General features: G+C 63.3%; 12 protein-coding genes. 7 read left to right on the top strand and 5 right to left on the bottom strand.

Annotated elements, in window-relative coordinates; all coding sequences use genetic code 11:
• Positions 1-199: 199 nt before the first annotated feature.
• From H290_RS0100060 to H290_RS0100050, 3 genes are all read right to left on the bottom strand, one after another.
• Positions 200-1120 (bottom strand): carbohydrate kinase family protein, encoded by a 921-nt coding sequence (locus H290_RS0100060; protein ID WP_155976643.1) that lies wholly within the window; start codon positions 1118-1120, stop codon positions 200-202.
• Between the two features lie 2 nt (positions 1121-1122).
• On the bottom strand, positions 1123-1773 hold the full coding sequence (locus tag H290_RS0100055) for a class II aldolase/adducin family protein (protein WP_020104699.1): 651 nt from the start codon (positions 1771-1773) through the stop codon (positions 1123-1125).
• Positions 1774-1917: 144 nt separating this feature from the next.
• Positions 1918-3291 carry a styrene monooxygenase/indole monooxygenase family protein gene (locus H290_RS0100050; RefSeq protein WP_020104698.1) on the bottom strand — a complete coding sequence of 458 codons (1374 nt, stop codon included), beginning with the start codon at positions 3289-3291 and terminating at the stop codon, positions 1918-1920.
• A 167-nt stretch (positions 3292-3458) separates the two neighbouring features.
• Here H290_RS0100050 and H290_RS0100045 point away from each other — a divergent pair, with 167 nt between their 5' ends.
• From H290_RS0100045 to H290_RS0100035, 3 genes are all read left to right on the top strand, one after another.
• Positions 3459-4970, top strand: a complete 1512-nt coding sequence (locus H290_RS0100045; protein WP_020104697.1) for a carboxyl transferase domain-containing protein — start codon at positions 3459-3461, stop codon at positions 4968-4970.
• 47 nt (positions 4971-5017) lie between these two features.
• Positions 5018-5353 (top strand): DUF4282 domain-containing protein, encoded by a 336-nt coding sequence (locus tag H290_RS27345; RefSeq protein WP_020104696.1) that lies wholly within the window; start codon positions 5018-5020, stop codon positions 5351-5353.
• Between the two features lie 94 nt (positions 5354-5447).
• Positions 5448-5882: an SRPBCC family protein gene (locus H290_RS0100035; RefSeq protein WP_020104695.1), complete on the top strand. Its 435-nt coding sequence runs from the start codon at positions 5448-5450 to the stop codon at positions 5880-5882.
• Positions 5883-5930: 48 nt separating this feature from the next.
• Here the strand turns inward: H290_RS0100035 and H290_RS0100030 are convergent, their stop codons facing one another.
• Positions 5931-7619, bottom strand: coding sequence for an amidase (locus tag H290_RS0100030; protein ID WP_020104694.1), 1689 nt, complete (start codon positions 7617-7619; stop codon positions 5931-5933).
• A 15-nt stretch (positions 7620-7634) separates the two neighbouring features.
• Complete coding sequence (locus H290_RS0100025) at positions 7635-8363, bottom strand: SIMPL domain-containing protein (RefSeq protein WP_020104693.1); 729 nt, start codon at positions 8361-8363, stop codon at positions 7635-7637.
• An 88-nt stretch (positions 8364-8451) separates the two neighbouring features.
• On the opposite strand from H290_RS0100025, the gene H290_RS0100020 reads away from it, so the two are divergent.
• From H290_RS0100020 to H290_RS29995, 4 genes are all read left to right on the top strand, one after another.
• Positions 8452-9852, top strand: a complete 1401-nt coding sequence (locus tag H290_RS0100020) for an acyl-CoA synthetase (RefSeq protein ID WP_020104692.1) — start codon at positions 8452-8454, stop codon at positions 9850-9852.
• 25 nt (positions 9853-9877) lie between these two features.
• On the top strand, positions 9878-10249 hold the full coding sequence (locus tag H290_RS0100015) for a nuclear transport factor 2 family protein (RefSeq protein WP_020104691.1): 372 nt from the start codon (positions 9878-9880) through the stop codon (positions 10247-10249).
• 123 nt (positions 10250-10372) lie between these two features.
• The gene (locus H290_RS27340) at positions 10373-10675 is read left to right on the top strand and encodes a hypothetical protein (protein WP_020104690.1); all 303 of its coding nucleotides are present in this window, start codon (positions 10373-10375) and stop codon (positions 10673-10675) included.
• Positions 10676-10678: 3 nt separating this feature from the next.
• Positions 10679-12301: an alpha/beta hydrolase gene (locus tag H290_RS29995; protein WP_020104689.1), complete on the top strand. Its 1623-nt coding sequence runs from the start codon at positions 10679-10681 to the stop codon at positions 12299-12301.
• The last annotated feature ends 425 nt before the right edge of the window (positions 12302-12726 follow it).

The raw sequence follows: 12726 nt of genomic DNA, 5'->3' as shown, positions 1-12726 counted from the left end.
TCCACACGTCACGTCGCATCGATCGAGGGTGGGAGCTGACCGGGACGATAATCAGAACAAATGCGGACGATTCGCGGAGAGTTATCCGACTACCAACTGGTGTGCGGGCACATCGGTCCTATTGATTGTTTTCTATTTCCGCGTGGAATAGTTGTGCATTTATTGAATTTGACCACAGAGCAGGGCGTATTTCCGGAGGCTACTGCTCAGCCGGCAGTGTCGCCGTCAGCGACGCCCAGTCGTAGTCGCCGTGATCGCTGCCGAGGCCGGTGGCCACCACTCCGGCAACCGCGCAGCCCAGCTGCGCCGATCGCAACAGACTGAACTCTGCCAACCGGCCGGCGATGAAGCCGGCCGAGAACGCGTCCCCGCAACCACTGGTGTCGACGACCTCTACTGCGGTCGCTGCGGCATGGTCGGCGGCGGCCGCCGTGACAACCCACGCCCCCTCGGCGCCCGCCGTGACCGCCACGCATCCGACACCACGGTCGATGAGGGTGCGGCACCCGTCGAGCAGATCGGTGGCCCCGGTGAACCCGAGGACCTGCTCATCGTTGGGCAGCAGGTAGTCCAGGTGTGGGAGTACCGGATCGATCCAGGCCAGGACCCCAGGGTCGCCCGGTGCGAGGATGTCGGCCGAGATCGTGATCCCGGCAGCGTGTATCGCTTCCAGCACCTTCACCAGCTCAGGCGGATTCAGTAGTTCCGGTGCGCCGATGTGCACGTGATCGGCGCTGGTGAGCAGATCGAGTGGAACGTCGTGCAACGGGTAGGTGAGGTTGGCGCCGGGCATGTGCAGCGCCGGCCGGTCACCATTGCTCCGAATGGGCAGCACACTCATCGACGTCGGTTGATCATCCACGCGCACAAGGTGTTCGGTGACAACGCCGTGCCGCTGCAGGAGCGTGGTCAGCAGATCGCCGGAGTCGTCGCGGCCGATCGCGCCGACAGTCGACACCGCCGCGCCCAGCTTCGCCAGCGTGATCGCTGTGCCGCCGGCAGGACCCGCCGGGACCAGCCTGATATGCGGAACCAGCACCGCACCTTGGCCTTCCGGGATCTCGTCGACCGGATGCACCACAACGTCGAGGACATGCGCTCCGAACGTCACGATCTGCATCGTCATCTCCTGCTGATCGGTGAGTAGCCACGCTGCGCGGCAGCGATCGCCACCGCGACGAGTTGTTCCTGATCCAGGACGGCACCTGCTCCGACCGCTGCGGTCCGCAGGTAGATCTCGGCCAACCATTCGACGAGTTCGATTCGTTCGCAGGCTGTTTCGATCGAGTCGCCGTACGCTACCGATCCATGGTTGCGCATCAGCGCGGCGGTTTTCTCGACGAGGGCCTTCGTCACCGCGTCTGTCAGCTCCTGGGTACCGAAGATCTCATGTGGTGCCACCCTCACAGCGCCACCGATCAGCGCCGCGGTGTAATGCACCGCCGGCAATTCATCGACGAGGTTCGCGACTGCGATCGACGCGACCGGGTGGGCATGAGCCACGGCTTTCGCGCTCGTGGACCGGTAGATCTCCAGGTGCAGGAGCAGTTCGGACGTCGGCGTGTACCGCGTGTCCTCCACGACCGCACCGTCGAGGTCGGTGACCACGAGCTGATCCGAGGTCAACTGTTCGAGGTCGGCACCGCTGGGTGTCACCAGAACTCGGTCCTCGACGCGGATCGACAGGTTGCCCCCGGTGCCGATCACCAGGCGACGGCGGGCCAGGCGATGCGCGGCGCTCACCAGTGCGGCGCGCTGATCGTCGAAGTCCATGGAGACGAGGCTATCGGTGTGAGATCACGGCCACCGGAGAAACTCGGGTTCGACATAGCAATGGGCCCCGGCATCAGGCTGATGCCGGGGCCCATTGTCACCGCACGTGGGTCCGTGCGGGGGCTTTGATCGATCTCGTCGCTGTCAGTGCGCTGCCGCAAGCTCTCCGAGCTTGGACCGGGAGAATCGGCCGGCCGGAGCGAACTTCGCCAGGATGGAATCGGCGTCCTCGCCGGCCACCGCGGTGATGAGCGCCTTCGCGTCGTCGACCGAGTTGATCGACAGGACGGGCGACGGGTCGGACAACAGTCCGAAGAGTGCGGCACCGAACTTCGGATTCGTGGCCGCGGCCGGGAACAGCACCGCTGCGAAATCGGCGAATACCGGATCGCGCAGGAAGATTCGGGTTGCCAGGTTGGCTGCGTCGACCCGGCTGGTCAGGAACTTGTTGTAGGTCTCGGTGATCCAGGCGTCGTCGAACTCGCCCTCGTGGTCCTTGGCCGCGGCGACCAGCTGCGCAGCCTGGATGAAGCCACTCTGTGCTCCCTGACCGGTGATGGGATCGTAGGCCACCGCGGTATCGCCGAGCGCAGCGATGCGATGTCCACTTGCGGTGTGACCCAGTGCGTTACGCACGGTCGGCGTGACGGCACCCTGCAGCCACGAATGCGGATCCTCTGCGATGACACGCGTGCGCAGCACTTCAGGCAGATCCCAGTCGAAGTATTCGCGATGCAGGTCGATGACCACCTTGTGCGCCGAGTGGGCATCGGTGACCGACTGGAAGCGTCGCTCCCACTCACTGCCGGGCTGCGCCCAACCGAGGAACGACCATGACGGTCCGGCGTCCTTGTGCAGGTACGGGCCCCACCAGCCCTCACCCTGATCGGCGAAGTTGAAGGCCTGGTGCTTGCCGCCGGCCGGACTGCGGTGTGCGAACACGTCGGGTCCGTGGTCGAGGCCCTCGACAGTCAACAGCAGGAGGCTGCGCTGTGGGCTCTTGTACGGAGAACGGGCCTCGTCCACCGAGAACAGTTTTGCGAGCCCGGCTTTGCCGGTGGCGACCAACGTCAGGTCGAACTGGCCGGCGATCGTGTCGAGGCGGTCCGGATCGACCTCTTCGACGATGAACGTGCCTCCCTTTTCCTGGAACTGGGTGATGCGCTCGTCCACCTTGAGACGCGTGTCGACACCGATGGCCTCGAACCCGGGGAAGTCGGCATCGAAATCGAGAAGTTCGGTGTAGTCGTGGCCGCTGCCGGTGATGGTGCGCGCGCTGATGCCGGTGACCTGCGGTGCGCGGCCCGCGAAGGTGTCGACACCCAGTGCGGCTTCGGATTCCTGCGAGAGGCCGAAGGTCACCGCAGTGCCGGTGGCCGACACATCGCGGAACAGGCTCGCCTGATTGCGGTCGCTGTAGACGGTGACGTCGAAGCCGGCATTCAGGAAGCCGACGGCGGCAGAGATGCCGGTTTGACCGGCCCCGATGATGGCGACGGATCGGTTGGTACTGCTCATGTGGAAGTCTCCGATGCTTGTACGAAACGTGCGGGTCGGGCATTCGAACTCATGCCGGTGAGCATTCGCGTGATCGGGGGTCGGCGGAAGGCTTCGACGCAGGCGGAGAATAAGTGTCGTTGGCGCGATGCCCAGAATTTCTGATGTGAAGGATTAACGTTGATGGCGTGAACGATGTAACGGGTAGACCGGAGCGGATCGCGGCCGTCGAGTTACTGGCAAAGCTGGTGGACGAGGGCAGTTGGCAGCCCTGGGATATCGAGTTGACGACGTTGCCCGACGACCCGAAGTACGCCGCCGACATCACGCGGGCACGCGAGAAGACCGGCCTGGACGAATCGGTTCTCTGCGGTGAGGCCACGGTGTCCGGTGAGCGCATCGCGGTGGTGGTGAGCGAGTTCGGGTTCTTGGGTGGCTCGATCGGCCGTGAGGCCGGGCGCCGTGTCGTCGGGGCAGTCCGGCGGGCCACCGCCGAAAGACTTGCCGTACTAGCACTTCCGGCGTCGGGCGGTACTCGGATGCAGGAGGGGACCCCGGCATTTCTGCAAATGGTGAACATCACCGCTGCCGTCGTGGACCACAAGGCGGCGCGTCTGCCTTACCTGGTGTATCTGCGGCACCCAACTACCGGTGGGGTGTTCGCGTCGTGGGGTTCGCTCGGTCATGTGACGCTGGCCGAGCCCGGTGCGCTGGTCGGATTCCTCGGCCCACGTGTCTTCGAGGGCCTTTACGGCGAGGAGTTTCCGGCGGGTGTCCAGGTATCGGAGAACCTGCGGGCGCACGGGTGGATCGATCTTGTTGTCGGGGTGGATGATCTGAGCGCCACTGTGTCCCGGATCGTAGGTCTGCTGGACGGCCGAAAGCCCGACGGCGATTCGCAGTCAGCGTTGGAAGATGGCTCGCCGGTGTCGGCGGCTGCTGCATGGGATGCGGTGACGGCGTCTCGTGCCGCTGATCGGCCCGGGGTGAGTGATCTGCTCAAACGTTCGACGGTGGAGTCGATCGAACTGGCCGGTGGTGGTGAGGGTGACTCTCGCAGCGGAATCATTCTGGCATTGGCCAGTTTTGGTGGCGAGACTGCCGTTGTGGTGGGTCAGGACCGGAATCGGCAGGTGCCTGGTGCACTGATCGGTCCGGCAGATCTCCGCCTGGCGCGTCGAGGGATGAGGCTGGCGCAGGGATTGGGCCTTCCGCTGGTGACGGTGATCGATACGCCGGGCGCAGATCTGTCGGCGGATGCCGAGGAGGGTGGTTTGGCCAACGAGATCGCCCACTGCATCGCTGAATTGACTGAGTTGACCGTGCCGACGATCTCGGTGTTGTTGGGGCAGGGTGCCGGGGGAGCGGCATTGGCGTTGTTCCCTGCTGATCGGGTGATCGCGATGGAGAACTCCTGGCTGTCGCCGTTGCCGCCCGAAGGTGCGAGTCTGATCGTGTATCGCGACACCGACCATGCTGCGGATTTGGCTGCGCAGCAAGGTATTCGGGCGACCGACCTGCATGCCTCGGGCATCGTCGATGTGGTGTTGAGTGAATCGCATCCCGACGATCGGGACTTTTTGCCGGACCTTGGAGTCCGCCTTTCCGGAGAACTGACTGCCCTGAACGCACTTGACATCGACGAACGCCGTCGACGCCGCGCCGATCGCCGTCGCCGGATTGGTGACGTGACCATCTGACCGTGAATCGGAGGTAGTTAAAGTCTTCGGTAATTCAATAGTCAGACTTGCTCCCCATCACCCCTGCCGGTGCGATATCTCTCTTCGACCTCAAGTTCACACAGTTCGTCACACTCCGGGTGATTCCGGTGCTCTACACGATCTCGCTCGTCGTGATCTCGATCATTGGCGTGGTCTACTTCTTCGGCGCGCTCATCGCCGGATTTGCAGCGTTCGGTGAAGAGGATGGCGGACCTGTCGGAGTTCTGTTGATCCTGACCGCGCTGGTCGTGGTACCGCTGTTCTGGCTGATCTACGTGGTCTTCGCCCGCGTGATTTTCGAGTTCTTTCTGTCGATCGTCAGGATCGCCGACAACACCGACCCGCGGCATCGGCGGTTCTGAACCACCGGATGCGTCTGAGACGTTCCGGGGAATCGGACCAAACTGTCTGTGCAGGTCAGGTGCCATAGCGCGGCGGTTCGTCTACCGTTGAAGGATGGTCGACATACAACGCACGTTCACGGTCGAAGCGCCGGTTGACAAGGTTCGCGCCTATCTACGCGACTTTGCCAATGCGGAGCAGTGGGACCCTGGAACGAAGAAATGCACACAAGTGGGATCCGGGCCGGTTGTGCTCGGCACCGAGTGGGACAACACCTCGAAGATCGCGGGGATCAAGACCCATCTGAGATACAAACTCACCCGTGACGACACCGATCGCGTCACCCTGGAGGGCGTCAACAAGACGGCAATCAGTGTCGACGACATATCGATCCACCCGCAGGGGCCGGCGAAGACGTCGGTGTCGTATCACGCTCATGTCGAATTCAAAGGTGTCGCAAAGCTGTCCGACCCGGTTTTCACCCTGGTCTTCAAACGCCTCGCCGATGAGACGCAGAAACAGATGACCGAAACGCTCAGCGCGCTTTAGTCGCGCAAGCGTCGCACCGACTCCGGTGGAACTCCCCTTCTACGTTGGCTACGAAAGTTCGGGTGTGCGCGGCGGGACCGGCCTCGGGCCGGCAGCCGCCTCGAACGCCGACGCCATCGACAGTAGTTGGTTGTCGGCGTACGCCTTACCTGCGAAAGTCAGTCCGATCGGCATCTTGGTGTCGGCCATCAGACCCATCGGTACGGTGACGGTCGGGATACCGAAATGCCGGATCGCAAGATTGCCGTTGGAGAAGCGCACACCGTTCGCCCAGGCGATGTCGGCGGAGTCGGGATTGACATCGGAGTCGGCGGGACCGACATCCGATTGGGTCGGAAACACCACGGCATCAATGCCATTGGAATGCATCCAGTCCTCGAAGTCCAGCTTTCGGGTGGCCTCCAGGCCCTGCAATGAGTGCTGCAGGTCGGGGAGATCTTCCAACGCGGGCACACCCAGTTGGGCCCGTTCGACGGTGATCGAGAAGTCTTCGTCTTCGACCTCGTATCGGTCGGGGAGTGCGTCGACGGGCTGGGGGAAGATCTGCGGTCCGTCGGCATCGGCCAAGGCCGACAGGTTCGGATCACCATTGGCGTCGAGGAAGTCGTGCCACCCCCACATCATCAGGATCTCCATCTCCCAGGCGTAGTAGTCGGGCGGCACCAATCCGCGGGTGACCATGCTCTTGGCTCCGGGCCGGTCTTCTTCGTGGTTCTCGACAACAGGGAAGTCGGTCTCGACCACTGTGGCGCCCAGCGATTCGAGCACAGCGCGGGCGCTGTTCCACCGGTCGATGATCGACTGCCGGGTATGCACCGGATCGCGACCCGCGTCGTCGGCGTTGATGTACATCCGCGGCACCGCAAGCCGTTTGCCCTGCACCGCGGCGGCGACTGCCAGTGCGGGGTAGCTCGGTGGCCGGATTGCCGAGGCCCTGGGGATGGTGGCCACCTGCTGCATCCGCCAGAAGTCGCCTCGCGCCTCGCAGTCGTCATCGACGATGACATCAAGAATCTCCAGCATGTCGGCGACCGTGCGGGTATGCGGGACAACAACATCCATCGTCGGGTATAGCGGCCAGCAGCCGCGCATCGAGATGACACCGCGGGACGGGGTGTACGCGACTAGGCCATTGTGCGACGCCGGGGCGCGCCCCGACGACCAGGTCTCTTCGCCGAGACCAAACGCGGCGAAGCTTGCCGCTGTGGCGGTGCCCGACCCGTTCGACGAACCCGAACCGAACGACGACGTGAGAAAGTCCGCGTTGTAAGGACTTTCGGCACGACCGTACAGTCCGCGCTGCATACCGCCGGCCGCCATCGGTGGCATCGTGGTCAACCCCAGGCAAATGGCGCCACCGGCACGCAACTGGGCGATGACAAACGCGTCGTCGCCGGCGATCAGATCTTTGAACGCCGGCGAGCCGGCCGCGACGGTCAGTCCACGCACTTTGTAACTGTCTTTCGCGGTGTACGGGATGCCGTCCAGTGGCCCGAGGAGCTCGCCACGCTGACGCCGTCGATCTGCGGCCCGTGCCTCGTCGAGCGCGTCCGGATTCATCACCGGCACCGCGTTCAATTGGATGCCGTGGTGGTCGTAGTGATCGATCCGGTCGAGGTAGCGCCCCACCAGCTCGACGCAGGTCGTCTCGCCTGTCTCGAGTGCCAGACGCAGATCCTCGATGGACTTCTCGACCACAGCGAACGACCCGCCGGTGCTGATCGATTCAGGGCTCATCGGTTCAGAATGCCATCAGGATTGGGTCTCCACCTCGGTCTTGACCGCTTCAAATCGAGCTTCGACGTCGGCGTAGAGCGTGATCCGATCAGGCTCGAGTTCGATGACCTGACGTTCCTCGCCGTCTCCGTTGTATCCACTGGGCGCAGCCATGACGCGCGCCGCAACGGGCATTGGGGATTCGTCGTATCCATGGCGGCCCGTTGTGAGGCCGAGCATGCCCGGGTCGGCGATCGCCACCGCAGTGAACTCGCTGTAACCGAGCCCTTGCGTGTAGCCCTGCGCTTTGGCGAGCGCATTGCGGACGGCCAGGTCGCGAACCTGTGCGGTCCGCTTGGCCGTGGCCTTGGGGGTGAGCCACCAATTGATCCGGCCGACCTCGACCTCATCCATCTCCGACACCTCATCGATGAATGTGCCCAGTGCGCTGAAGTCTTTGAAGATCGCTTTGACCGATGCCGTCGATCGATACACCCACGGACGCTTCTTTGCCTCGCTGTGGTACGGCCGGTACCGGTCGTGACGTAGCTGATCAAGGGACCATCGCTGCAGTGGCGAATCGGGTTGCTCGCTGAGCGAGGTCAACAGGTCTGTGACGGTGTTGACCGCGGCCGTCACCGGTTCAGACGCCTTTTCCCGAGTGCTGCCATCAGAGTGCACCGACAGGTGCACGGTGCACCGGTTCGGCTTGAACCGCCGCTGCGCGCGGCCGGTGACGGTGATTGTGACGGGGTGAGGATTCATCACTTCAGTCTGCCCAAGAGGTCTGACAATTCGAGGCGTTTGCGGTCCGAGCGGGCGTGGACTGGCGATATGACAAAGTGGTCGGGTGATGCTCTTTCCGTCGTTGAACCAGGCTTCCCTCACCAACCGGGCGGACGAACCCGCAGTCGTCACAGTCGGCGACACCGTCCTGTCGCGCAGCGACCTCATCGGGGCTGCCACCTCCGTCGCCGAGCGGATTCGCGGCGCCAGGTGCATTGCGGTCCTGGCGCAGCCCACAGCGCAGACCGTGGTTGCTGTGGTCGGCGCGCTGATCGCGGGTGTGGCCGTGGTGCCGGTTCCCCCGGATTCCGGTGCGACCGAACGGCAGCACATGCTGACCGACTCCGGCGCGCAGGCCTGGCTCGGTGCAGCCCCCGAGGACACCGGCGGTCTGCAGGTTCTTCCGGTCCGGATGTTCGCGCGCTCGTGGCACAGTCATCCCGAACCGCATCCGGATTCGACGGCGTTTGTGTTGTACACATCCGGCACCACCGGACTGCCCAAGGGCGTTCCGATGACTCGGCGCGCCATCGCAGCAGGTCTCGACGCACTCGCGGACGCCTGGGGGTGGACATTCAATGATGTTCTGGTGCATGGTCTTCCGCTGTTCCACGTCCACGGACTGATCCTGGGCATCCTCGGTCCGCTGAGAGTTGGTGGCGCCGTGGTCCACACAGTTACACCGACGCCCGAGAACTACGCGGCCGCAGCGGGAACCATGTACTTCGGGGTCCCGACGGTGTGGACGCGCATCGCCGCCGACGAGCCGTCCGCCCGTGCGCTGGCATCGGCCCGCCTGTTGGTGTCCGGTAGTGCGCCGCTGCCGGTCCCGGTGTTCACGAAGATCAAGGAATTGACCGGGCACGAGATCGTCGAGCGCTACGGGATGACCGAAACCCTCATCACCATCAGCACCCGATTCGATGGTGAACGTCGTCCGGGCTGGGTCGGTCAGCCAATCGCCGGTGTCGAATCCCGGCTGCGCGATGACCAGGGCAACGACGTTCCGCACGACGGAGAAACCATCGGCGACCTCCAGATTCGTGGACCGATGGTGGCGAAGGGGTACCTGAACAGGCCCGATGCGACCGCGGAGTCATGGCTCGAAGACGGCTGGTTCGCGACCGGCGACGTTGCCGTCATCGATCCGGACGGGATGCACCGGATCGTCGGTCGGGCCTCGATCGACCTCATCAAATCGGGTGGCTACCGCATCGGTGCCGGTGAGATCGAGACCGTGTTACTCGGACATCCGAGCGTGCGCGAGGTCGCGGTGATCGGTGTACCCGACGACGATCTGGGACAGCGCATCGTCGCCGTGGTGGTCGGAGATGACGTCGACGAGGCGCAGCTCATCGAACTGGTCGCAACTGAGCTCTCGAACCACAAGCGGCCCAGGGAAATTCGCGTAGTTGATGAATTACCCCGTAACGCCATGGGTAAGGTGCAGAAGAAGCTGCTGCTCTAAGCGGCGTCAGAGGAGGTTCGGGAACATGCATGCTTTCCGTGCGGCGGTCGAAGAGCGCCGGATCGATGACATCGCAGACATGCTCGACGAACGCGTCGTCTTTCACAGTCCGGTTGCCTTCAACGCTTACAAAGGGCGAGACGTCGTCCACACGATCCTGCGCGCAGCCTTCGACACGTTCGAGGACTTCGCCTATGTCCGAGAACTGAATTCACCACTCGATGGCTACACCGGTTTGGTGTTCAAAGCCAAGGTCGACGGCCTCGACATCGAGGGCTGCGACTTCATCCACGAAACACCGGACCACCTCATCGACGAATTCACCGTCATGCTGCGCCCGATGAAAGCCACAGAAGCGTTCTCCGAGAAGATGGGCGCCAAACTCCCGAGCCCGTAGTCGCCCTTGTCAACAGCAAGTTGGACATTCCACAAGGGCTGCGCAATTGCGGCCGGAGAGTCCTCGACGGTCAGTCAGCGTCAATAACCTCAACCTCGTTCATCGAGGATTTGGGGGTATCTGATGGCAACAGTGGTCAAGGTGGATCGTGATGCGCTGGTCACGCTGGCGATAGATCTGTGGGCGGCAGCGCGCGGTATTCGGGCGATCGATGTCCACAGCGCGTTCTCGGATCTGCTGCGGGGTATGCCGGGGTCTGATGTTGCTGCGGCCTGCGCCACCGCGGAACGGCAGATCGAGTCCGCGCTCGAGTCGGTGGCCACCCGCGTTGATGCGCTGGCGCAGAAGAACGCGCTCGCCGGATCAACCTATGGAATCACTGACGAGCAGTACGCGGATTCCATCACCGGTTTGCTGAAGCTGTGAGCGATGAGCAAACCGACTGTGCCGCTGGTACGCACGTGGTTGACCCACGCGCAATCACTATCCGACACCGCTGTGGAGATCGATTCCGCGGTTGACGCATTCGATGCGCGGATGAATGACATCTCGCGGGTCGTGTCCACCACGATGCAGGGCTGGCACGGAGATGCCGCCGAAGCGTCGCAGGCCCGCGCTGATTCGGAAACCCAAGCCAGTAGTCGCCTGGCGATCACCATCCTCGACATCGCCGACGACATCAACCGGCTCGGACCCGACATCGTCCACTCCTGCCGAGTCGCTCGTGACCGGGCCAACTCCATCATCTGGCTCGGATACCTGGTAGCCGAGGACGGCACTGTCACGGCGCCGGCCGACACCCGGCCCGGCTATCCCACCGACATCCCAGCCGACCTGCCGATCCGCGACGCACAGGCGCTGGCGGACAGTAAGGCCGGCGGACATCAGACGTGGTTGATGGAGGCGTTGGCCGCAGCAGGTCAAGCTGATTCAACTCTGGCTGTTCAGATCGCCAAAACCCTCGGCGAGCTGGCACTCAATTCGGAACGGGCAACCACGCCGGTCCCGTTGCGGGAAGGCGTCCAGGAACTTGTTGACGGCAGACGCCAACTGCCCAGCGATCCGTATCTGCTCAAGACACTCTGGGACGGCCTGACCTCAGCCGAGAAGGCTGCGCTGTGGAACAGCAATCGCGACATCGGGAACATGGACGGGATACCGATTGCCGACCGTGATCATTTCAACCGCCGATACCTCGCTGAGCTCGAGACCCGCGCTCGCGCAGTGATCGCCAATGATGATGCGGGGCAGGAGGTTCGAGCGCAGGCCGAACGCAACCTCGCTGCGCTGGGTGCTGTGCAGAGAACGCTCGTGGACGAGGAGGGTGGGAAAAAGCGCTATCTGATGCAGCTCGATACCAAGGGCCACGGCGCGATCGCGGTGAACAATCCGGACACTGCTGCCAACGTCGTGACATATGTGCCGGGTACCGGGTCCAATCTCAGCAAGATGGGTGGGGGAGTCGATCGTGCGGATCGGATGGTCCGGGCCGCCAGTCCACACGGAACAACAGATACCGCCGCGATCGCCTGGTTCGGGTACGACGCCCCGCAAGACATCGGCGCGGCCGGCTCCGGTGCGCCGGCAGCACGCGGGGCTCAACCGCTTGTTGATCTGCAGGACGGGCTGCGCGCGACTCACGAGGGCGCCACTGCGTCACACAACACCATCGTCAGCCACAGCTACGGGACGGTTGTCGCGGCGGAGGCGGCCAGTGGTGACCGGGAACTGAACGTCGACGACCTGGTGTTTGTCGCCAGCCCTGGCCTCGGCGGTCCCGACGACGTGAACGACCTGAACCTGACGGGCCCCGACGATCGGCCCAACTCTGAACGGGTTTGGGCGACCGTCGCGAGCAATGACTGGATCAACACCGTTGAAGTCGTGCTCGGGCCTGATCCTCATGACAGCGGTTTCGGAGCTCGGATATTCGCCTCCGACAACGGGCCGGGGATCAGTACCGCCGCACACAGCAAGTACTGGGATGACGGGTCGGCATCATTGAGGAACATCGCCCGGATCGTCACCGGGAGGTACCCGGAGGTGAACTGAACAAGCGATGAATTCCCGAATATGCCCTTGACCTGGCGATTTGACGTGGCGCAGTGTGTTCCCGTAACTTTTGTCGAGTCAGCGAGTGAGGCACTGGAGAGCAAGTCGCCGGGGCCGGTAACACCGACAGGGAGTCTTTCCTTGAAGGAACAACGTTGACCGCCCAAGTTATGAATCAGATCCGCTTTCGAGTGGGGTGTTTCAGCGCGGGTGGTGACGGACCGCGAAATGCGGCGAGTTGCGGGCCGGATGTGAGTCGGGTAAGCTTGAAAAGTTGCCTCGGAAACGAGACAGCTTGCGGTAAGACAACAAAGTATCCCTTCCAGGATGGCCTCACACTGTGGGTGTCGAAGTTGGTTGTGGGTGTGTTCTTTGAGAACTCGATAGTGTGTCGATGGATTGTTAGTGCCAATTTAGGTGCTGTG

This window comes from Nocardia sp. 348MFTsu5.1 (genome assembly GCF_000383535.1).
GTDB classification, from domain to species: domain Bacteria; phylum Actinomycetota; class Actinomycetes; order Mycobacteriales; family Mycobacteriaceae; genus Williamsia; species Williamsia faeni.
This window is presented reverse-complemented; position numbering and strand designations above follow the sequence as displayed.

What these genes read in the sequence shown, in the direction of transcription:
- H290_RS0100020 (WP_020104692.1), top strand. Translation starts at nt 8,452, where the DNA reads ATGCTCTTTCCGTCGTTGAACCAGGCTTCCCTCACCAACCGGGCGGAC.
- H290_RS29995 (WP_020104689.1), top strand. Translation starts at nt 10,679, where the DNA reads ATGAGCAAACCGACTGTGCCGCTGGTACGCACGTGGTTGACCCACGCG.
- H290_RS27340 (WP_020104690.1), top strand. Translation starts at nt 10,373, where the DNA reads ATGGCAACAGTGGTCAAGGTGGATCGTGATGCGCTGGTCACGCTGGCG.
- H290_RS0100060 (WP_155976643.1), bottom strand. Translation starts at nt 1,120, where the DNA reads ATGCAGATCGTGACGTTCGGAGCGCATGTCCTCGACGTTGTGGTGCAT.
- H290_RS0100055 (WP_020104699.1), bottom strand. Translation starts at nt 1,773, where the DNA reads ATGGACTTCGACGATCAGCGCGCCGCACTGGTGAGCGCCGCGCATCGC.
- H290_RS0100035 (WP_020104695.1), top strand. Translation starts at nt 5,448, where the DNA reads ATGGTCGACATACAACGCACGTTCACGGTCGAAGCGCCGGTTGACAAG.
- H290_RS0100025 (WP_020104693.1), bottom strand. Translation starts at nt 8,363, where the DNA reads ATGAATCCTCACCCCGTCACAATCACCGTCACCGGCCGCGCGCAGCGG.
- H290_RS0100015 (WP_020104691.1), top strand. Translation starts at nt 9,878, where the DNA reads ATGCATGCTTTCCGTGCGGCGGTCGAAGAGCGCCGGATCGATGACATC.
- H290_RS0100050 (WP_020104698.1), bottom strand. Translation starts at nt 3,291, where the DNA reads ATGAGCAGTACCAACCGATCCGTCGCCATCATCGGGGCCGGTCAAACC.
- H290_RS0100030 (WP_020104694.1), bottom strand. Translation starts at nt 7,619, where the DNA reads ATGAGCCCTGAATCGATCAGCACCGGCGGGTCGTTCGCTGTGGTCGAG.